Origin of the sequence: Bacillus sp. L_1B0_5, from assembly GCF_000836715.1 — a bacterium.
GTDB classification, from domain to species: Bacteria; Bacillota; Bacilli; order Bacillales; family Bacillaceae_G; genus Bacillus_A; species Bacillus_A thuringiensis_S.
Genome location: NZ_JXIS01000049.1, coordinates 1 through 21217, shown reverse-complemented (window position 1 = coordinate 21217; position 21217 = coordinate 1). Strand labels below are relative to the sequence as shown.

The following is a 21217-nucleotide window of genomic DNA, read 5'->3' as shown; positions in this document are numbered from 1 at the left end:
CCGTTCGCCTCCTAAGTTTCCAAAGAAACAATTTAACTATATACCATTTTAAAAAATTTTTTTCATCTTTACAAGTGAGAAAATCATGTTAAAATAAATTTAGTTTCCAAGGAAACTAAAATACAAGGAGGTTAAAAAGATGAAAAAATCTAAACTAACTTTCATTTTATATGTTGTCTGTATTAGTGCCTTACTCGGTTCCTTCGCTCAAAATATTTACACACCTATCTTACCGATGATTCAAAATTCTTTTCACACTTCTCTTTATCTTGTAAATGTAACAGTTTCACTTTTCACATTCGTTCTTGCAATTATGCAGCTCGTATATGGACCTTTAATTGATACAAAAGGGAGAAAATCTGTCCTTATCCCTAGTTTAGTCATTAGTACAATTGGTTCAATCGGATGTGCTTTTTCGGCAAACATTTATTTATTTCTCTTTTTTAGAGCTGTTCAAGCTATAGGAATAGCGGCTATACCTGTAGTTTCAGCAACGATTATCGGCGATTTATTTGAAGGAAAAGAACGCGGAGAAGCGATGAGCCTATACCAAATGTTACTTGCCCTCGCACCTGCAATGGCTCCACTCATAGGTGGTTATCTTGGCAGTATAAATGGTCACTTATCTGTATTCCTCTTTTTATCTACACTTGGCATTATCTTATTAATTATAAACATTTCACTACTTCCAGAAACAAAGCCAAATGTAATTAAGCAGTCTAAAGCACAAAAGAATTACTCTCTTATCTTAAAAAATAAAACTGGGTTTTCTATTACTCTTATTGGCTTCATTCAATTTTGTATTTACTTTTGCTTTCTCGTTTTTTTACCGAACATTTTAACAAATTCATTTCATCTAGCTGCAAGTGAAATTGGTCTTATGTTTGTACCAATGTCTCTTTCTATCATGCTAGGAAGTTTTTGCTACAAGTTTTTTCCAAAACGCCTCACAACAAAGCAAGCTTTATTTATTACGAGTTTCTTCAATATTATATGTGTCGTTTTATTCTCTTTCACATATAGCATCAATATCCCATTCATCATTATCGTTACATCTTTGTACGGTTTTAGTATGGGACTTTCTATGCCAACTCACACTACTTTATTAACAGAAGAATTCGTGCAAGAACGTGCAACAGCTATCGGTATGTACAACTTCATCCGCTATCTCGGTATGAGCACAGGGCCACTTCTAGGTGGATTTCTTTTATTTAACCAAAATTACTTTTGGATTTTCTTCCTAGGTGCAATTATGTTTTTACTTGTAATCTTATATGCAATGAAAATGCTAAGTTTTCATGCTGTACAAAAAGTAAAATAGAGCCCCCAAAAAGGTCGGCTCTATTTTACCCTCTTTGATCCGCAACAATATGAATATCAATATACTTTGTTTGTCTCATAATTTCATTTACAATAGAGCCTTTTCGTATTTCTTCCCACCTTGTTCTAGCCGATTGTCCAAGTAAAATTTGCGTTACCTGTAATCTTTTTGCGGCTTCAATAATAACATCTGCTGGCTTTCTTCCTTTCGCCTCTTCTAATACAAAACTCGCATCAAATTGATTCGTTAACGATTTCCACTCTTCAATTGTTTGTTTTTTACCTGCTGAAAGAGAATCTATATTTTCCCTCTCAACGTTTAATACGTACAATTCAGCATTTAACCGATCAGCCATGCGCCATCCCCGTCGTATTAATTTCTCCGCTGTTGAACTGTATTGTACACAAACAAGAATTTTTTCTTTTACGCCAATCGGTTCTATTACTGTTTGGCTAATTTTCTCGTCCATATCATCTGCCACTTCACGAAGTGATAATTCCCTAAGTGCTCCTAAATTATTAAGCGTAAAGAAATTTTGTAAACTTTGCTGAATTTTTTCTTCTTTATATATCTTTCCGTCTATTAGTCTCTTCCTTAATACCTCGGGCGTTGCATCAACGAGCTGAATTTCATTTGCTTTTTGTAAAATAAAATCTGGAATTCGTTCTCTTACTTTTACATTCGTAATTTGAGCTACAATATCATGAACACTTTCCAAATGTTGAATATTAAAAGCTGATAATACCGATATACCAGCCTCTAACAATTCCTGCACATCCATATAACGTTTCTTATGTTTAGAACCAGGAACATTACTATGCGCAAGTTCATCCACTACAACAACTTGCGGCGCACGTTTTATAATTCCTTCCACATCGAGTTCATAAAATACCTTTCCTTTATACTGTATTTCTTTCAAAGGAACTTTCTCTAAATCAGCAATTGCTTCTTCTGTTTCTTTTCTCCCGTGCGTTTCAATTAAACCAATTACAATATCAATTCCATCTTTTTTCATTTCTCTTGCATCAAAGAGCATTTTATAACTTTTTCCTACGCCTGGAGCTGCTCCTACATATAGCTTTAACTTTCCCCGATTTTGTTGCCGAATATATTCTAAATATTCCTCTGGCGTTCGCCTTTGAAACTTCGGTTCATAATCATCTGCATACAAAATAAACACTACCTTTCATTCGAAACAACGCTACCTCAATCCGTTAGATTGAGGTAGCACTATTACTATTTCATTAATTTCTGTAATGCTAAATTTAGCTTTAAGACGTTCACTCGATCTTCTCCAAATAAACCAAGTGCAGCACCTTCTGTTTGATCTTTAATCAATTGATCAAGTTTTTCTTTCGGAATATTCGTTAATTTCGAGATACGATCCACCTGCACAGAGGCCGCCTTCGGACTAATATCAGGATCAAGCCCTGAACCTGAATTTGTCACTAAATCTATCGGTACTTCTGTAACTGGAACAGCTGGATTTTTTTCCTTCCAGTCCACAATACTTTTCTCTACTCGTTTTGCTAAATCTGGATTAGATGGTGCATAGTTATTTGAACCAGATGCTTCAGCCTTATATTCAATACTAGAAACACGCCCTTGAAAATAACGTGGATCCGTGAAGTTTTGCCCGATTAATTTAGAACCAATCACTTCATTTTTATCATTATATATTAGACTTCCATCCGCATTATCCTTCATCACGGCTTGTGCAATACCAGTAACAATAAGTGGGTATACAAGTCCACACAACACTAGAAATGTAAAAGTAATACGGATAATTGGTGATAGTATACTTTGTTTCTTCTCCATCTTTTTCCCCTCTTCCTTATATGAACAAGCCGACAATTATATCAATTACCTTAATTCCAATGAATGGAACAATCACTCCGCCAAGTCCATAAATAAGTAAGTTTCGGCTAAGCAATGCATTAGAACTCATCGGTTTATATGCGATACCTTTCATCGCTAACGGAATGAGTAGTGGAATAATAACAGCGTTAAATATTAATGCTGATAAAATCGCTGACAGTGGTGATGTTAACTTCATTATGTTTAGTGCTTCCATTTGCGGAATCGCAAGTGTAAACATTGCTGGAATAATTGCAAAATATTTCGCTATATCATTCGCAATACTAAATGTCGTCAACGCACCACGTGTCATTAACAATTGCTTACCAATTCCTACAACCTCAATAATTTTCGTTGGATTCGAGTCTAAATCAATCATATTTGCTGCTTCTTTCGCAGCTGTCGTACCACTATTCATCGCTAATCCAACGTCAGCCTGTGCTAATGCCGGAGCATCATTTGTACCATCACCTGTCATCGCTACAAGTTTCCCTTTATCTTGCTCTGCTTTAATAACAGCAATCTTATCTTCTGGTTTACACTCGGCAACGAATTCATCTACCCCTGCTTCTTTTGCAATCGTTGCTGCTGTTAACGGATTATCACCTGTACACATGACCGTTTTAATCCCCATTTGGCGCAACTGTTCAAAACGCTCACGCATACCCGGTTTTACTGTATCCTTTAAATAAATTAAACCGTAAATACGATTATCTACTGCAACTACAAGTGGTGTTCCGCCCTCTTTTGAAATTAAGTCTGCTTTTTGATTTACATCTTTCGGAATTGTTCCACCTTGTGACCCAACCCATTCAATAACGGCACCGACAGCACCTTTTCTCACTTTCGTTCCGTCTTGTAAATCAACACCACTCATTCTCGTTTCTGCTTTAAACGGAACAAACTCCCCTTGTTCTGCAAGTTCTCTATTATATGATATAGATTTTCCCTGCACATACTCGATAACAGATCGACCTTCTGGCGTTTCATCTAAAACAGAACTAATAGCAGCCCACTTTCCAACTTGCTCAATCGTTTCATTTCCTACAGGCAATAATGTATGAGCCATCCGGTTTCCAAAAGTAATTGTACCTGTTTTATCTAAAATAATTGTATTAATATCGCCCGCAGCTTCTACTGCTTTCCCTGACATCGCTAACACGTTAAATTTTGTCACCCGGTCCATCCCAGCAATACCAATCGCTGATAGCAAACCACCAATTGTCGTTGGAATTAAACATACTAACAATGCTACGAGTACAGCTGTATCAATTTGAAAACCTAAATAATTTGTAAAAATCGGCAACGTCACAACGACGATCAAGAAAATAAGAGTTAAGCTCGTTAATACTGTATTTAAAGCAATCTCATTCGGCGTTTTTTGACGAGCAGCTCCTTCTACTAAAGAAATCATTTTGTCGATAAATGATTCACCAGGATTACTCGTAATGACAATTGTAATTTCATCACTTACGACCATCGTTCCACCTGTTACAGAACAAAAATCACCGCCTGCTTCTTTTATAACAGGAGCTGATTCCCCTGTAATTGCAGATTCATCTACAGATGCTAATCCTTTGATTACTTCGCCATCATTCGGAATCATTTCTCCTTGTTTTACGATAACAACGTCACCTTTTCTAAGATCAGTTGCTGAAACTTGGACAATGTCTCCATTTTCTTTTACAACATTTGCAAACACATCTTTCTTCGACTGCTTTAAAGAATCGGCTTGTGCTTTACCACGGCCTTCTGCTAATGCTTCTGCAAAATTCGCAAATAAAACTGTAAATAATAGAATGAGAGAAACTGTTATATTAAACCATCCTGGTATACTACTAGAACTGCTTGGAAGAAAAGATAAAATGAACGTAATGATAAATCCAATTTCCACAACGAACATAATCGGATTCTTTATCATGACTTTCGGATTCAATTTCGCAACGGATTGTTTCATCGCATGTGTTACGATATCACGATCCATCGTTTTCGCTTGTCTAACTTCATCTTCTACAGCATGTATTTGTGACTCATTTAATTGTTTTTCTTTTACTACTACCGGTCTCATCATTTACCCTCCATTACTTCAATGTAAGAAATTCTGCAATTGGTCCGAGTACTAACATCGGGAAAAATGTTAATGCACCGACAATTACAATTGTTCCGATGAAGATACCACCAAATAAACTATTATCTGTGCGGAACGTTCCGACTGTTTCTGGCACTACCGTTTTTTCTTTCAACGAAGCTGCCACAGCTAGCATCGTAATTAAACTGAAGTAACGTCCTAAAAACATAACTAAACCAGTCGTAATATTCCAAAACGGTGTATTATCTCCTAATCCTTCAAATCCAGATCCGTTATTCGCAGCTGACGATGTATATTCATATACAACTTGTGTTAAACCGTGGAAACCGGAATGAGAAATAGCATCCGTTCCTAAATTTGTTGAAAGAGCTAATGCCGAAAATCCTAAAATGAGCAATGGATGAAATAAAATCGTGACTGCGATTAATTTCATTTCCTTACCTTCAATCTTTTTACCTAAAAACTCTGGTGTCCGTCCAACCATTAATCCAGATATAAACACCGCTATAATTGCATACATAATAATGTTTACAAAGCCTGCTCCAACGCCGCCATACACTGTATTTAACATCATATTTACAAGTGGAACTAGACCGCCAATTGGTGTTAACGTATCATGCATCGTATTAACAGCCCCAGTTTCAGCAGCTGTCGTTACTGTTGCGTATAGTGAAGAAAATACTGTTCCAAATCGTACTTCTTTCCCTTCTGTACTTCCTTGTACATGTTCGATACCCATTCCATTTAATGCCGGGTTCCCGTTTAGTTCAGATGTCGTAATCGTTATAAATCCTAGTAAAAACACCATAAAAAGTGACACGAAAAGGATGCGGCCTTGTTTTTTATTTCCGACCATTCGTCCGTACGTAAATGGAAGTGCTGTTGGTAATAACATCATAAGCATCATTTGCAAAATATTACTCATTTGTCCTGGATTTTCGAAAGGATGCGTAGAGTTTGCTCCGAAAAATCCACCGCCGTTATTTCCAAGTTCCTTAATGGAAACGAATGATGCAACAGGTCCACGTAAAATACTTTGCTTTGCACCTTCAATCGTTTGTGCTGTAACCGCCCCATCTAACGTTTGTGGTACACCAAGTGCGACAAAAACTAGTGCCGCAATAAATGCGATAGGAAGAAACACCCTCGTTAACGCTCTCGTAAAATCAACGAAAAAGTTACCAAGTTCTTTTCCAGCAAGTCCTCTTATAAAAGCCATAACGAGCGCTAATGTCGTTGCTGGTGCCGCAAACATTAAAAATGTAATTCCGATTAATTGTGATAAATAAGATAAACCATTTTCACCGCTATAATGCTGTAAGTTTGTATCAGCCATAAAACTAATTGCTGTATTAAAAGCGAGCGTAGGCTCCATCCCTTCAATATGCGCTGGATTTAGTGGCAGCACACCTTGTAATCTGAAAATGAAGTATACGACAACGATCATAAATCCATTTAATAAAACTAATGATAATGCGTACTGTTTCCACGTTTGATTGTATGCTTTTACACCCGTAATTTTAAAAATAAGTTTTTCAAAAGGCCCGAATACTTTATCTAACGTTTTGCTACCTTGAAAAGCTTTTTCTAAATAAATCCCCGTTGGCTTTGCTACTAAAATAAACAAGAGCATTGTAATAATGACTGCAACCCAAATCATAATGAATGATTCCCCCTAATTAAAACTTCTCTGGATTTAATAATGCATACACTAAATACACTGTAATTGCTGCGACAATAACCGATAAGACAATCATCATGATTGCTTTCCTTCTTTCACAACTTTATCTGACCAACTTGCAAGACTTGCCATCGATGCAACTAATAAAATAAAAATCCCGACCATTACAACATCTAACATAACTATCCCTCTCTTCTTTCTGTAAAAATTTACCATTAAAATATTAAAAAAGAACACTGAGCTCTACTCAGTGTTCAAAAAATGAACAACAAAAAGTAAACCTCCTCTCTAAACGCTTACGAGGTTAGCTGTCGGATTCGGGCCTAAAGAGTAGCCCTACTTTCAAAACTGAAAGATTCACCCCAAGTGACGATGCACAAAATTGGTTCCCCCGCTCCATTTCTGGAACTCAGCGATTTTAGGTTTTTTTGGAAATTTTATGAATGATTTATGAGAGTAAATATACTCCTCTATATTTCACTTGTAAAGGGCTAAATTTCTGAAAATAATAATATTTACATTCGTTTAAACGCTTACATTGAAGATTATTACTATTATTTCATCTATTTTCTTTATTTCTCTTCTCTTTTCTTAAAAATGACCTTTTAAATATGAAATAAAAAGAGCGAATGACATGAAGTGCATAGCTTGTTGCACTCAGCATTCGCTCTTTTTTATTCAACCTTTATTCTCCTCGTAAAAATGCACGTAAATTTCTCCCACGAATATAAACTTGTGTCAATTCTGCATGTAGCTGCTCATACTCGGTAATATCCATCTCTAAATACAAAGCATCTTTTGATGGTAATATAATATATGGCCCGGGAAAAAGGGGATCAATCTGAACCAATTCTTGAACTCGCTCTACCGATACTGCCCAACGATTTGCTATATCTCCAAGTAATAGTACCTTCATCATTTCTTCCCCCGCCCTATTCAAAAAATAAAAAAGAAATATTATCACAATTTGTAAACACGACAAACTTAGCTCCAATTGTTTCATAGAGCCTCGCTGGATATCGTTTATTCCTTGTAACAACAGTAATAGGTGCTTGAAAAGAAAAACGAATGTGTTCTGTGAAGAAACTAACAATTGGAAGCTCATCCCCTAGTAAAATCACCTTCTTAATGCACTCACAAATACTAGTAAAATCCTGCTCCTTACTACAACTATAAGTCCAATCAAACCCACAATTCCTAACTTCAGCCGCTACCTCTTCATTTGCTGTAAAAATAATTAACTCATGCTGAAATGCTACTAGCTCTCTTAAACTCTTAACCTTGCTTTCTTCTCCAACACAAATAAGTGTTAGTTCCATGTACCTCATCCTCCTTAGTATAAAAGAAATCAAACATAGATTGATATTCCCCTATACTAATCAGATCGATGAAGTGATGTATCCATCATGGCACCGTCCTCTCTCAAGACGCTTACGAAGTTAGCTGTCGGATTCGGGCTTTGAGAGTAGCCCTACTTTCAAATTTGAAAGATTCACCCCTAGTGACACTGCACAAATTGGTTCCTCCGCTCCATATAATTGGACTCAGCGTTTACAAAAAAATATATTCTGGCTGATATATTACTCCTGTATTTTGAAAAAGTAAACAGAAAAAAAGCCAGTTATAAAACTGGCTTTTCACTTACCTATACACGCGTTCTATTCACTTTATACGCAAAATGATTCGTCGGTCCATGACCACTACCAATATTCAATGGCTCTTCAATTGCTATACTAATAAATCGTTTTGCTTCTTGAACAGCATCTTCAATTGAGTACCCTTTCGCAAGTCCTGCTGTAACCGCTGAAGCAAATGTACACCCACTTCCGTGTGTTTGCTTTGAAGGAATTCGCTCGCTTCTAAACTCAATAAATTCTTCTCCATCAAAGAGGAAATCAATTACTTCATTACCTTGATATTCTGCATGTCCGCCCTTCATAAGCACATATTTAGCACCTAATTCGTGCAATACTTTTGCAGCTTCCTTACTATCTTCAACATTATGAATCTCCATCCCAGTTAACACTTCTGCTTCTGGAACATTCGGTGTTATAACGGTTGCTACTGGTAATAAATATTCTTTTAATGCATGAACTGCTTCTTGCTGTAATAATGATGCACCGCCTTTTGCGATCATAACGGGATCTAGCACAATATTATTCCAGCCAAATTTTTTAATTTGTTCTGCAACAATTTGAATTATTTCACTACTAAATAACATTCCTAGTTTCACTGCATCTGGTGTTAAATCCGTACCAATTGAATTCAGCTGTTCTGTAATACCTTCTAACGGAACAGGATATACCCCTTGAACGCCAAGCGTGTTTTGAGCAGTAATTGCCGTAATAGCCGTCATTCCGTATACACCAAGCTCTTGGAATGTTTTTAAATCTGCCTGAATTCCAGCACCGCCGCCGCTATCAGATCCTGCAATTGTCAAAGCTTTATTCACTTTCATCCCACTCATCCTTTTCTATCCAAAATAGCGATGATAAATCGTTTTTGCTTCGCTTATATCTTTCGTTCCATGTACGAGCACACGGCCATCTTTAAAGGCGACTAACCTCTTGTCTTCAACAGAAAATGATAATAAATATGGATTTACATTTAAATCATTCACGCGACCTTCCAGCAACTCTTTATATTGTTCAAAATTCATTTCTTCTTTATGAGGTGGTCTAATTTGAACTGTATTTCGCCCGCATAAAACTGCTGTTTTTGATGTGTTCTCTTTATTTAAATACGGATACAATGCATTCTCTCCACATGACGGACAATTATGCTGGCGGAGCTTTTGTACATTCATACATGAATACTCATTCTTCCACATATCAAACGATACAAGCCCATCTCGAAGTGATTCGTAATCTTCTACTAACAGTTTAAGAGCTTCTGTTACTTGATGAGAAACGACAAGAGATACAGCAGGTGATATAATACCCGCTGTATCACATGTTGCCCCGCCAAGCGGAATCGACTGTAATAAACATGATAAACATGGTGTTTTACTAGGAAGGATTGTGTAAGAAAGACCGTAACTACCTACACATGCACCGTAAATCCATGGAATAGAATATTTTTGTGCTATATCATTCACAATAAAGCGTGTTTCGAAATTATCAGTCGCATCAATCATTACATCAACGTTTGTAACAAGTTCTTCTAGCTCTTCAGCTGTTACATCTTGAACGAGAGCTTCTATTGTTACATCGCTATTAATCTCTTCTAAACGTTTTTTAGCCGCTATAGCTTTTGGAAGATTATTCTTTACGTCGCTCTCTGCATACAATTGTTGTCTTTGTAAATTACTCCAATCTACATAATCCCGGTCAACAATTGTTATCTTGCCAACACCTGCTCTTACAAACATCTCTGCATTTGCACTACCTAATGCACCTGCACCGATAATAAGCACATGCTTTTCTCTTATCTTTTGCTGTCCTTCTTCTCCAATTGGAGAAAATAGTTCTTGGCGAGAATATCGATTATTCAACTACGCTCATTCCTTCTAAAGGACTACTTGCAGTTGCACAACGCTTACGTGCAATACGACCTGCTTCAAATCCTAAACGGCCTGCTTCAATACTTAATTTCATTGCCTGCGCCATTTTAATAGGATCTTTCGCTCCTGATACAGCTGTATTTAATAACACGCCATCTGCTCCTAATTCCATTGCAAATGCCGCATCAGCTGGGCTACCAATACCGGCATCGATGATAACTGGTACTGTCGCTTGTTCAATAATGAAGCTCAAATTTAATGGATTTACAATACCAAGTCCTGATCCGATTGGAGATGCTCCTGGCATAATCGCATGCACGCCAAGCTCTTGTAATTTACGTGCTAATACAACATCATCAGATGTGTACGGAAGTACGATAAATCCTTCTTCCAGTAACATTTCAGATGCCTTTAACGTTTCTACCGGATCCGGTAATAACGTTCTATCATCACCAATAACTTCTACCTTTATCATGTCACAAAGCCCAGACGCTTTTGCTAATTTTGCAATACGAACAGCCTCTTCAGCATTTTTTGCCCCTGCTGTATTTGGTAATAACGTATATTTTTTCACATCAAGTTTCTCTAATAAATTAGGTTGCTTTGCATCAAAGATATCCATACGACGTACCGCAAACGTTAAAATTTCAGCTTCAGAAACGTCAATTGCCTTTTGCTGTACGTCAAAATCAGGGAATTTACCTGTTCCTAATAAAAGTCTAGAATGAAATGAAAATGGTCCAATGTTTAACATAATCAACCGCCTCCTACGAAAGTTACAATCTCAATTTGGTCTCCATCAAAAACAGATGTATCTGTATGATCATCTTTTTGTAAAATATCTTTATTACGCTCTACTACAACAATTCTGTTATCTAGTTCTAAATGTGTAAGTAGCTCAGCTACTGTTTTTACACTCGCTGGCACTTCAAGTTGGTTACCATTAATTTTTAACTTCAAACTTCCATCCCCTTTCTAAACTCTTCTAGAAAGCAATGAATCTAGCAAATGATTTTCTTGCTTTCCTTCTATTAAATCAGCCATATACTGACCAGAAACAGGACTTAATAAAATACCGTTTCGATAATGCCCAGTACAAGCATATAAACCTTTTATTTCTTCATGCTCTCCCATATAAGGAGCTTCATGATTCGATTGTGGTCTTAATCCTGCCCATGTACTTTCCCATTCTGCTTCTTTTAAAGCTGGCAATATTGTATAAGCACGCTCCAATATAGAAGTTATACTTTCTGGCTGCACAGTTTTATTGAACGTATGGGGCTTCATTGTTGCCCCAATTACGTAACGCCCACCGCGCTTTGGAGCAATGTAAAATCTTTCTTGAAAAATAGGTGCTTTTAAAAGTTGTTTTCTACTCTTTACCGCAACCACTTCTCCTTTAACTGGATATGTACCCCAATCGCGGTGAAAATAACTGAGTAATTTCGTGCTCCATGAACCTCCTGCAATAACGACTTTCTCACATGTGACAATACCTTCGCTCGTAAAAATTCCGGTTACTTTATTATTTTCAATACGAATATCAAACACTTCTGTCTGTTCATATATATCAGCACCTGACATTGCCGCAGAATGTGCGAATGCTTTCGTAAGCTCTGGTGCAATAACATGACCGTCTTTCGGATAATATACTGCTCCTATAATGGATTCGGATAGATACGGCTCTTTTTCCCGCACATGGTCTCCCGTTAGAAAGTAGGAAGTTTCACCTGTTTTTTGCTGCCAATCCATAATGTGAAGAATTCTTTCCTTCTCATCTTCATTTTGAGCAATACGATAAATTCCTTTTTCTTCATATCCAATATCAATACCCGTCTTTTCACGTAAAACTGCTGCAAGTTGTGGAAATATAGCTCGGCTTTCTCTAGCAAGTTCAAATAGCGGATCATACGCATCCCATTCTGCTTGAACACCAAGTAAACCAGCAGCTGCTTTCGAAGCTTCCGATGCAATTCTTTGCTTCTCTACAATCGCTACTTTATGTCCTCTTTCTGCTAGAAAATGTGCAACTGAACTACCAATTACACCACCACCAATAATCGCTACATCATACTTCTCACACATGTTTTTCCGCCCACTTTCTTATTGATTCCTTATAAGATTTAGCTTTGCTATACGGGTTACTACTACTTACTATTCCAGACATAACTGCTATACCGCTTACACCGTTAGTAAGGACATCCACTGTGTTTTCTGGAGTAATTCCTCCAATTGCTGTAATCGGTATAGATAAACACCTTGCAATGTCTGAAATTTCTTCAAGCCCTCTCGCTGGCACACCTTTTTTACAATCGGTCGGAAATACATGACCATAAACGAGTGAATCCGCTCCATTTTTAAATGCTACTATCGCTTCATCTAGCGAATGCACAGAATAACCGACATGCAAATACGAAAACTTTTCTTTCACTGACTTTACATCTGTGCTTCGATACCCTAGTTGAACACGAGGAATATTTAATAAAATTGCAATATCAATTCGATCATTTATGACAATTTTAGAAGCCGGAAAGCCTTCCATTAAAAGACTTTCCACACCTTCATATAACTCCTTCGTACTCTTCTCACGCTCACGAATATGCAAATAATCAATCTCACTCTCAATTTGCATCGCTACATTCACTAACTCTTCGAATGGCATATGGCCATTTGAGATTACGTGGAGCTCATTTTTCATATTCATTCGCCTACTTTAAAATATTTTCGAATAGTTCATCGGCTGGGACAGTTTCTTTCGTCATTCCTTTGTCCTTCAGCCATTTATTTTGTTTCTCCCAAGATTCTTTTGAATCTGATAAAAATGGCTCATCTTTCGTTTCCATCTTCTCTAATAAAATTTTCATACTTTCCTTTTCAACTTCTGGCACAAGTGGGAAGTTTTCTTTTTCTTGATGATTTAATAAAATATTCAATGCTTCATCTGGGTTTTTCTTCATGAAATCATAGCCTTTTTTCGTACCACGTAAGAAAGCTTGCAACGCTTCTTTATCTTTTTTCAACGTTTTATCACCTGTTACAAACACAAGCTCATGATAGTTCGGTACTCCGTAATCAGCTGGATTAAAGTAAGCTGGTTCATGGCCTTCATGACGCATAACCGGTACTTCATGATTAATGTATGCCCCTGTTACCGCATCCACTTTTTTCGTAATTAAGGCTGGTACTAAATCAAATCCAACATCAACTACTTTCACTGTATCAGGATTACCACCAGCTTCTTTTACCATCGTTTTTAAATACATCTCACTTAAAGGTGTTCCAGAATATCCTACTGTTTTTCCTTCTAAATCTTTCGGTGATTGAATGCCCGCTGATTTCAGCGATACGACATGATTTAATGGCGAACGTACGACAGCCCCAATTGATTTCACTGGAATTTGCTCATTTGCTCTTGCCATAACAACATCTGGCTGATAATACAAGCCAACTGTCACCTTCCCTGCTGCTGCCAATGTTAATGGATCAGTCGGATTAGAAGGGAATTTAATATTTACCTTTACACCTTCTTCTTTAAAGTATCCTTTTTCAATTGCCGCATAAATAAAGCTATGTACCGCATTTGGATACCAATCTAACATGACTGTTATTTCTTTCTCTTTTTTACTTTTGTCTGATGCTGAATTACTCGAACATCCTGCAATCATTGCAATTAATAATGTAAACACAAAGATGCGCTTTAAAAATTTCATGAATGCTTCCTCCAACTAATGAATTTCTTTTCTAATATGGAAATAAGTACGACGAAGAAAATAGCTAATAATGATAACAATACAATGGGTGCAAATACGCCAGCTCCATCTAACTGCGTCATCATTCTCTTACTGAAATATCCAAGTCCAGCTTGTGCACCGAGCCATTCTCCAATTGCTGCTCCGATAACACTAAGCGGAACTGCAATTTTTAAAGCTGAGAAAAAATAAGGAAGAGCAGACGGCAACTTTAGTTTAAGAAAAATATCTCTTTTCGTTGCTCCATATGTAACTAAGAGCTCCTCCCATTCTTTTTTCGTACTACGCAGTCCATCATATGTATTGACCGCAATCGGGAAAAACGTAATTAAAACTGTGACAACAACCTTACTCCAGATTGTGTATCCAAACCATAAAACAAATAACGGAGCAAGCGCAGTAATCGGAATCGTTTGTGAAGCAACTAATAATGGATAAAATGCTCTTTCCATCCATGTACTCGCATTCATTAACATCGCTAGCCCTACACCTAATACGATAGAAATCACAACACCTATTAAAACGACGTATAACGTTGCAGGTAAATGAACCGTAAATAATATGTCTTTTAGTTTCCATATCTTCATTACAATCGCAGACGGTGACGGTAAAATGTACATCTCATCTACAATTCTTGCTCCTATTTCCCACACAGCAAGTAAAATACTAGAAAGTGTAATAGCAGGAACTAATTCTTTCAATCGGTTCATCACACAAGTACCTGCCTTTGTAACATACTAAGAAGCTCATCTTTCAGCGCTAACACTTCCGGTTTATATAAATCTTTTCGTGTTCTGTTATGATCAAGCGGTACAATCCGCTCAGTCAAAGTCGTTATCGGCTGCTGTTCCACTACTAAAACTCGGTTCGAAAGAAATAACGCTTCTTCAACATCATGAGTAATGAATAAAATTGTTTTTTCCTACTCTTGCCATTGTTCAAACAACCATTCTTGTAAAGAGGCCTTCGTTAAAGCATCTAACGCGCTAAACGGTTCATCTAATAACAATATCTCCCCGCCCGTTAATAAAGTTCGGATAAAAGATACGCGTTGCCTCATACCACCAGATAAATCTTTCGGATGTTTTGTCTCATATCCTTGTAAACCAAATTTATATAACAGTTCCTCTGCCTTTACTTGTGCTTCTTTCTTCTGTACACCTTGGCACTCTAGCGGCAAGGCGGCATTCTCAATAATTGTTCTCCACGGCAAAAGCATATCTTTTTGCGGCATATACCCTACAGGATGGTGCTTTGTTTCTGTCAGTTCTATCTGTCCAGTACTTACCTTCTCTAGGCCTGTAATAAGGCGAAATAAAGTACTTTTCCCACATCCACTCGGTCCGATAATACTGACAAACTCTTTCTCATGTATAGAAGCATTTAATTCATGGATGATTGGTTTCTCATCGTAATGAAAAGAAACATTATGAAACTGTAGTATGTTCTTGCTCCTCAAATCCCCACATCTCCTTACGATAGGACATATCCCAGAATAAATATTCAAATCGACTGGAATATAAGAAAATCTCCTCTAATCTATCTAGTTCTTTCTCAGACTTTCCAACTGCCATTTCATTTAATAAATCTATTAACCAAATACAAAGATTACCGTATTCTTCCGAACTATATCCTTGAATCCACTCACCAAAAAACTCATGATCTCTTGCTCCAGGAATATCATTTAAACGCTTTCCAATTTCCCAGTAGCTCCACATACAAGGAAGAAGCGCTGCTATTAATTCCGCAAGTGTGCCATTTTGAGATACAGACATCATGTAATTTGTATAAGCTAAATTTTTAGCAGATGGTTTCGCAGACTCTATCTCCTCTATAGAAATTCCAAGTCTTTTTGCATATTGTTTATGGATTGTCATTTCGCCATTTAATATTCCATCAATTTGTTCAGCGAACTTTCCCATTACTTGTGGATTCGTTGCTTTTACAACACCAATCGCATATAACTTTGCATAATCTAGCAGATATAAATAATCTTGAATAATATAATACTGGAATTTATCTTTTTCTAACGTGCCATCTCCCATACCCACTACAAACGGATGATTATGACTCATCTCCCAAACTGGTTGCACAGTTTCTAATAATCTATCGCAAAATTTCATTTCTCTATCCCCTTTCAATATATGTATCTAAATAAAAAACCACTTCTATATATAAGAAGTGGTTACAGCAAATAAAATTATACATTTATTCGATGTTCCACTTCCCTTCGCTAGTATTACCTAGATCAGGTGTTATAAGGGTTAAGGATTATTCCTCTCTCAGCAAATCAAGCACCCCTAGTGGTTTCAATATGAAATTTTCAAATAAAAAAGCCCCGTTTCTATACGCAAAGAAACGGGGACTCATTGTTAGTGTCCGAATTGCTTCCCTACGCTAGCATAATCTAGATCAGGTAATAAAAAGGATCAAAGGCTTACGGCCTACTCTCAGCTGGCAACACCAGCTCTCCTAGCAAACTATAAAATTATCACTGTCAGTATAACACCCTAATAAGACATCATCAACTGTTTTAATTTTCTTAATTATCAACAAAATATTGAAGTTATAAAATACATACATTCTATTTTAGAAAATAAAACCCCAATTAATTGTATAAAAAGGAATCATTATCCTCAAAAAATTTATTTTTATATTGATTTCATATTACATTTATGTGAATACACCCACTATATTATATCTTTATACTATAATAAAATTACAACTATACAACTAGAGGAGGTCTCTATTCCATGAATATGAAAGCTACTGCTTTAACAGCAACTACTGTAGCGATTGCTTCTTTACTTCCTTCTATGGGTGAAACAAATGTACAAAAAGCAAACGCTGAACAATTATCTAATATTAAAACTGGGTATGTCAAAGTCGATCAAGTAGCATTACATACAAAAGATAACGTAAAAAGCACATCAATTGATACAATTCGCTTTAATACAAAAGTGAACATCCTTGAAACAACTAATGGTTGGTATAAAGTATCTGTTCATAATAAAGTAGGTTATGTACAAAAAGATGCTATTTTACTAAAAAACAAACTTCAATCTAATGATCAATACATCGTCAATGCTAATGCATTAAACGTTCGCTCTGAACCTAATTTAGAATCTTCCATTTTAGATGTATTACCAAATGGCAAGTTCATTACCGTTCAAGAAGATCAAGGCGAATGGTATAAAATATCACACAATGGCCAAACAGGTTACGTACAAAAAGCATTCGTTTCTAATGGTTCACAGCCCTTAGTAAAAGGAATCACCGTTCAAAATAATACAAAATATACTGTTGCAACACCTAATCTGAATGTACGTAGCAACACTAGTACAAGTAGCGCTCTACTCGGTTCATTACAAAACGGTACACAAGTACAAGTAGTAGAAACTGTAGGAACTTGGTATAAAATTCGTTTTGGCACAGGATACGGATATGTAGCAAAACACTATGTAGTACAAAATCAACCACAAGCTAAAACAGAGCAACCTTCATCTATTCCAGCTGCTTTCAAATTCCCTGCTCAAGGAAGAATTAGCTCAACCTTTGATATACGCTGGGAACAAATGCATTATGGTATAGATATTGCCGCTCCAGGGAACGTCTCTATCCAAGCTGCTGCTGCAGGTAAAGTTGTGAAATCTTATTATTCAGCTAGCTATGGAAATGTTGTGTTCATTGCGCATCAAATCAATGGGAAATTATATACAACTGTTTATGCCCATATGAAGGATCGCACTGTACAAACTGGTGATCAAGTACAAACTGGACAATTAGTAGGTCATATGGGAAACACAGGTCATTCATACGGGCAACATCTTCATTTTGAATTACATAATGGAGAATGGAATTTTGAAAAAACAAATGCAGTAAATCCACTGCCATATTTAGTTAGGTAAATTGTATGCCACGCAATATACCTCTTATAATTGAATACGTAGCCTTTTTAGGTTTAATCTGTTGTTTAATCATTTACAATACAAACATTGTATTTTTATCTATTATTATTGCTTTTGTTGCATTAGAAATTATGATGGAATCATTTCAAGTACAACTAAAACAAAAAATTGCCCATATTTATAATGCTATTTTTCTTTTGAGTGCTCTCATAACAAATATAATTAGTAATGGCTTTTATTTATCTACTGTATTTCCAGTATTCTTTATGGCTGTTTTGTTATTTGTAGCTAGATATATTAATGTCCCTTATAACCAAAAACAAAAACAAGAAGCTTAGAAAGAGGAGACACTGTGTACCAATCTTTCAAAGATACTCCAATAAAATACATATTGAATTTGTATGAAAAAGCTAATACTTTTTTTGGTATACAAGGAAGTTACACTGCACAACTTCTCCTATATGGAATGTTGTTTCTTGTCTTAATCACTTTCTCCTTGTTTTACTAACAAAAAAGGATCTCACATAAACCGGAGATCCTTTTTAATTTATATTAATTTTTCATATCGAAAATATTGTTTATCCACAAGCATATTTTTCATAAATAAAGCTCAAATTATATTTTTTCTCTAAGCTCATTCGTTGTTCATCATCGCACCAATAGAAAAGAATATCATGAATCGTTGCGTAACGCTTATTTTTAAGAAATAGCCTAAAGAATGATGGTAAACAATCATGTAATTGTATAAATATATAATTGCGTAGTGTTTCTTCTTTATATTCAATGCCCTTACAAATATACAGTAACTCTTCACAATAATATGCATGCTGTGGAACTTGTATCATTTCGAAAAATGGCACATAAGATAGTAGCTTTCCAATAAAATGACCATATCGATCCATTACTCCTATCGTCATATGCTCCATCATTTCTTTCATCACATATAAATAATCATCTACATGAGTTGTCTTTAACGGGTCTAAGCGATCGGAAATTTGAGATAATACAGCTCTTTGACATGCTAAAACTGCCTGACTAGGCCCATAATATGATAGGAAATCTGTACACTTGCGATATTTCCGTAATAAATCATGTGTATATAAATCATATACAAAAGTATTACAATACATTGCTAAACTCATCATATCACTATTTAATTGCTCTTTTGATAATGATTTTGCTCTCTTGCACATATAAAAGAATGTAAATTCCAATACTTCTTTATGAGATAATAAATGTTTACAATCTGTTATACATTTTTCATTAAATTTAACTCTATCCCAAATTTTAATATCTCTATCTGTCAATTCGCCGATACGATATTTAATAATTAAATAGTTTAAAGCAACTGATTGCGTCAAAAGATCCCATGTTTCATATTCCAATGAAGTATGAACAAACTCAGCTAATCCTTGTGCTATCATAAAAGCATTTGCTTCTTCATACCAACCAAGCTCTTGGCATAAGCGAAGAATACGCACTAAAGTTGGAATTTCATCTTTATGAAACTGCGGTAAATTCTTTACTTTATTCATGCCATATACAATAAATGCGGCTAAATTTTCTTCTTTATAAAATTCTTTCTCTTTCCATACTAATATAGTTCGTTCTTTCCCCTCACCTTTTGGGTGACAAGGTACAAGCAAAGAAAATAATTCAGCGAAATTATTTGGTTCTATATATGTATCTGTAACCAAATTCCAATTTGGATCGCCCTGTACAGCCTTCATATAATTCCCCTTCCCTTTCATCTATGTAGGAAATATTAAGTTATTATCGCACCATTAAAAATCAATATTGTTATATTCAAAATCTCTCATAATACTTATATCTATCAGTATATCATCTTTTCTCTTATTAAAAATTAAGAATAACAAATTTTAAAAAACTGTCGAAATTATTAACCATATACTTATTATATAATGTCTCAGATACATCACGCTAACATATTAGTTTAATTCATATATGCTAGAATAATGCATCTGAATTTTATATATAGTTTAGCTCTTTATGAGTAACCATTAAAATCTCGGTTAATTAAAGTTTCAATTTACTCTGTACGCTCTGAAATTTCGCTCAAGGCAAATCCAGCTTGATCATCTGCCGATTCCCTTATAGCTAAATCTCCTAGTGCTAACATACCAATAAGCTGACCACTATCAACTACTGGTAACCGTCTAATTTGATACTGTGCCATTAGCTCTGTAGCTTTTTCAATAGGATCATTTGGAGAAACTGAGATAATATTTGTTGTCATTACATTTGTAATTTTATTAGATCCAGGATGTTTTTCAGCAATCCCTCGAACAACTAAATCTCGATCAGTAACAAGCCCAACAACTTGTTCATTTTCAACAACAGGAATTAATCCAACCGATTCTTCCTTCATTTTTACAGCTGCCTCATATACATTGTCTAGCGGTGTACAATGTACAATATGGGTACTCATTAAGTCTCTAACTCGTGTCATTATTTATTTCCTCCTTTTTATACATACCATAGCTTTTCCAAAATCCCTTTATTTATTTCTGGAAAGTAACATGATAAAAAGGATCAACAAAATAAAAAAGAGCCAGCATAATGCTGACTCTTTTTTGTATGACCCGTACGGGATTCGAACCCGTGTTACCGCCGTGAAAGGGCGGTGTCTTAACCACTTGACCAACGGGCCATGGCTCCGCAGGTAGGACTCGAACCTACGACCGATCGGTTAACAGCCGATAGCTCTACCACTGAGCTACTGCGGAATAATATATGGTGGGCCTAAATGGACTCGAACCATCGACCTCACGCTTATCAGGCGTGCGCTCTAACCAGCTGAGCTATAGGCCCATATACTTTACAGGGGCAGTAGGAATCGAACCCACACTGGAGGTTTTGGAGACCTCAGTTCTACCTTTAAACTATGCCCCTAAATGATGCCGGCTAGAGGACTTGAACCCCCAACCTACTGATTACAAGTCAGTTGCTCTACCAATTGAGCTAAGCCGGCATAAAAAAAATGGTGGCTCGGGACGGAATCGAACCGCCGACACGAGGATTTTCAGTCCTCTGCTCTACCGACTGAGCTACCGAGCCAACATAAATGGCGGTCCCGACCGGGGTCGAAC

At 36.2% G+C, this 21217-nt stretch carries 23 protein-coding genes, 6 tRNA genes, 1 pseudogene and 4 riboswitches; of the genes and pseudogenes, 3 read left to right on the top strand and 27 right to left on the bottom strand.

Annotation, left to right across the window (positions count from 1 at the left end):
• The first annotated feature begins 139 nt into the window (after positions 1-139).
• A complete protein-coding gene (locus tag RT27_RS17025; RefSeq protein ID WP_043936750.1) occupies positions 140-1321 on the top strand; it encodes an MFS transporter in 1182 nt (393 codons plus the stop codon).
• A gap of 25 nt (positions 1322-1346) precedes the next feature.
• Here the strand turns inward: RT27_RS17025 and kdpDN are convergent, their stop codons facing one another.
• The 19 genes and pseudogenes from kdpDN to tenA all read right to left on the bottom strand — a co-directional run bounded on the left by kdpDN (position 1347) and on the right by tenA (position 16322).
• On the bottom strand, positions 1347-2501 hold the full coding sequence (gene kdpDN, locus RT27_RS17020) for a KdpD-like non-kinase potassium sensor (RefSeq protein WP_080681700.1): 1155 nt from the start codon (positions 2499-2501) through the stop codon (positions 1347-1349).
• A 56-nt stretch (positions 2502-2557) separates the two neighbouring features.
• Positions 2558-3139 carry a K(+)-transporting ATPase subunit C gene (kdpC, locus tag RT27_RS17015; protein ID WP_016082790.1) on the bottom strand — a complete coding sequence of 194 codons (582 nt, stop codon included), beginning with the start codon at positions 3137-3139 and terminating at the stop codon, positions 2558-2560.
• Positions 3140-3155: 16 nt separating this feature from the next.
• Positions 3156-5246: a potassium-transporting ATPase subunit KdpB gene (gene kdpB, locus RT27_RS17010; RefSeq protein ID WP_043936749.1), complete on the bottom strand. Its 2091-nt coding sequence runs from the start codon at positions 5244-5246 to the stop codon at positions 3156-3158.
• A 13-nt stretch (positions 5247-5259) separates the two neighbouring features.
• The gene (gene kdpA, locus RT27_RS17005; RefSeq protein WP_000638330.1) at positions 5260-6927 is read right to left on the bottom strand and encodes a potassium-transporting ATPase subunit KdpA; all 1668 of its coding nucleotides are present in this window, start codon (positions 6925-6927) and stop codon (positions 5260-5262) included.
• A gap of 19 nt (positions 6928-6946) precedes the next feature.
• Positions 6947-7024 (bottom strand): K(+)-transporting ATPase subunit F, encoded by a 78-nt coding sequence (gene kdpF / locus RT27_RS17000; protein WP_223153441.1) that lies wholly within the window; start codon positions 7022-7024, stop codon positions 6947-6949.
• Positions 7024-7128: a SipW-dependent-type signal peptide-containing protein gene (locus RT27_RS16995; protein ID WP_000887894.1), complete on the bottom strand. Its 105-nt coding sequence runs from the start codon at positions 7126-7128 to the stop codon at positions 7024-7026. The genes kdpF and RT27_RS16995 overlap by 1 nt, the downstream gene beginning before the upstream one ends.
• 99 nt (positions 7129-7227) lie before the next feature.
• A riboswitch (cyclic di-AMP (ydaO/yuaA leader) is annotated at positions 7228-7373 on the bottom strand.
• 134 nt (positions 7374-7507) lie between these two features.
• Complete coding sequence (locus tag RT27_RS36115; protein WP_001034421.1) at positions 7508-7630, bottom strand: hypothetical protein; 123 nt, start codon at positions 7628-7630, stop codon at positions 7508-7510.
• Positions 7631-7633: 3 nt separating this feature from the next.
• The gene (locus RT27_RS16990) at positions 7634-7867 is read right to left on the bottom strand and encodes a hypothetical protein (RefSeq protein WP_002025339.1); all 234 of its coding nucleotides are present in this window, start codon (positions 7865-7867) and stop codon (positions 7634-7636) included.
• A gap of 13 nt (positions 7868-7880) precedes the next feature.
• The gene (locus RT27_RS16985; protein WP_016082793.1) at positions 7881-8267 is read right to left on the bottom strand and encodes a hypothetical protein; all 387 of its coding nucleotides are present in this window, start codon (positions 8265-8267) and stop codon (positions 7881-7883) included.
• 93 nt (positions 8268-8360) lie between these two features.
• Positions 8361-8508: riboswitch (cyclic di-AMP (ydaO/yuaA leader) on the bottom strand.
• An 85-nt stretch (positions 8509-8593) separates the two neighbouring features.
• Positions 8594-9406 (bottom strand): bifunctional hydroxymethylpyrimidine kinase/phosphomethylpyrimidine kinase, encoded by an 813-nt coding sequence (thiD, locus tag RT27_RS16980; protein ID WP_029441655.1) that lies wholly within the window; start codon positions 9404-9406, stop codon positions 8594-8596.
• 15 nt (positions 9407-9421) lie between these two features.
• Positions 9422-10441, bottom strand: a complete 1020-nt coding sequence (gene thiF / locus RT27_RS16975) for a thiazole biosynthesis adenylyltransferase ThiF (RefSeq protein ID WP_016082795.1) — start codon at positions 10439-10441, stop codon at positions 9422-9424.
• Entirely contained in the window at positions 10434-11204 is a 771-nt protein-coding gene (gene thiG / locus RT27_RS16970; protein ID WP_043936747.1) for a thiazole synthase, read from the bottom strand. Before thiG ends, thiF begins: the two co-directional genes overlap by 8 nt.
• A 2-nt stretch (positions 11205-11206) precedes the next feature.
• Positions 11207-11410: a sulfur carrier protein ThiS gene (thiS, locus tag RT27_RS16965; RefSeq protein ID WP_016082796.1), complete on the bottom strand. Its 204-nt coding sequence runs from the start codon at positions 11408-11410 to the stop codon at positions 11207-11209.
• A gap of 15 nt (positions 11411-11425) precedes the next feature.
• Positions 11426-12535: a glycine oxidase ThiO gene (gene thiO, locus RT27_RS16960; RefSeq protein ID WP_043936746.1), complete on the bottom strand. Its 1110-nt coding sequence runs from the start codon at positions 12533-12535 to the stop codon at positions 11426-11428.
• On the bottom strand, positions 12528-13148 hold the full coding sequence (gene tenI / locus RT27_RS16955) for a thiazole tautomerase TenI (RefSeq protein WP_000787170.1): 621 nt from the start codon (positions 13146-13148) through the stop codon (positions 12528-12530). The genes thiO and tenI overlap by 8 nt, the downstream gene beginning before the upstream one ends.
• Before the next feature lie 10 nt (positions 13149-13158).
• Positions 13159-14160, bottom strand: a complete 1002-nt coding sequence (locus tag RT27_RS16950; protein WP_000670421.1) for an ABC transporter substrate-binding protein — start codon at positions 14158-14160, stop codon at positions 13159-13161.
• On the bottom strand, positions 14157-14909 hold the full coding sequence (locus tag RT27_RS16945) for an ABC transporter permease (RefSeq protein WP_001080857.1): 753 nt from the start codon (positions 14907-14909) through the stop codon (positions 14157-14159). The genes RT27_RS16950 and RT27_RS16945 overlap by 4 nt, the downstream gene beginning before the upstream one ends.
• Positions 14909-15658: pseudogene (locus RT27_RS16940) on the bottom strand (ABC transporter ATP-binding protein). The gene RT27_RS16945 and the pseudogene RT27_RS16940 overlap by 1 nt, the downstream one beginning before the upstream one ends.
• Complete coding sequence (gene tenA / locus RT27_RS16935) at positions 15627-16322, bottom strand: thiaminase II (RefSeq protein WP_000666826.1); 696 nt, start codon at positions 16320-16322, stop codon at positions 15627-15629. Before tenA ends, RT27_RS16940 begins: the two are co-directional and overlap by 32 nt.
• 85 nt (positions 16323-16407) lie before the next feature.
• Positions 16408-16511, bottom strand: a riboswitch (TPP riboswitch).
• A gap of 60 nt (positions 16512-16571) precedes the next feature.
• A riboswitch (TPP riboswitch) is annotated at positions 16572-16683 on the bottom strand.
• Between the two features lie 269 nt (positions 16684-16952).
• Here tenA and RT27_RS16930 point away from each other — a divergent pair.
• Positions 16953-18107, top strand: a complete 1155-nt coding sequence (locus RT27_RS16930; protein WP_016082799.1) for an SH3 domain-containing protein — start codon at positions 16953-16955, stop codon at positions 18105-18107.
• 5 nt (positions 18108-18112) lie between these two features.
• Positions 18113-18445: a hypothetical protein gene (locus RT27_RS16925; protein ID WP_001137823.1), complete on the top strand. Its 333-nt coding sequence runs from the start codon at positions 18113-18115 to the stop codon at positions 18443-18445.
• A 240-nt stretch (positions 18446-18685) separates the two neighbouring features.
• On the opposite strand, the gene RT27_RS16920 is transcribed toward RT27_RS16925, so the two are convergent.
• The 8 genes from RT27_RS16920 to RT27_RS16885 all read right to left on the bottom strand — a co-directional run bounded on the left by RT27_RS16920 (position 18686) and on the right by RT27_RS16885 (position 21185).
• Complete coding sequence (locus RT27_RS16920) at positions 18686-19837, bottom strand: DUF3965 domain-containing protein (protein ID WP_043936744.1); 1152 nt, start codon at positions 19835-19837, stop codon at positions 18686-18688.
• A gap of 320 nt (positions 19838-20157) precedes the next feature.
• The gene (locus RT27_RS16915; protein ID WP_016082802.1) at positions 20158-20577 is read right to left on the bottom strand and encodes a CBS domain-containing protein; all 420 of its coding nucleotides are present in this window, start codon (positions 20575-20577) and stop codon (positions 20158-20160) included.
• Between the two features lie 129 nt (positions 20578-20706).
• Positions 20707-20778 (bottom strand) — tRNA-Glu (locus tag RT27_RS16910).
• Position 20779: 1 nt separating this feature from the next.
• A tRNA-Asn gene (locus RT27_RS16905) sits at positions 20780-20854 on the bottom strand.
• 8 nt (positions 20855-20862) lie between these two features.
• Positions 20863-20939, bottom strand: a tRNA-Ile gene (locus RT27_RS16900).
• Between the two features lie 10 nt (positions 20940-20949).
• A tRNA-Trp gene (locus RT27_RS16895) sits at positions 20950-21020 on the bottom strand.
• A gap of 6 nt (positions 21021-21026) precedes the next feature.
• Positions 21027-21099, bottom strand: a tRNA-Thr gene (locus RT27_RS16890).
• A 10-nt stretch (positions 21100-21109) separates the two neighbouring features.
• Positions 21110-21185 (bottom strand) — tRNA-Phe (locus RT27_RS16885).
• Positions 21186-21217: the final 32 nt, after the last annotated feature.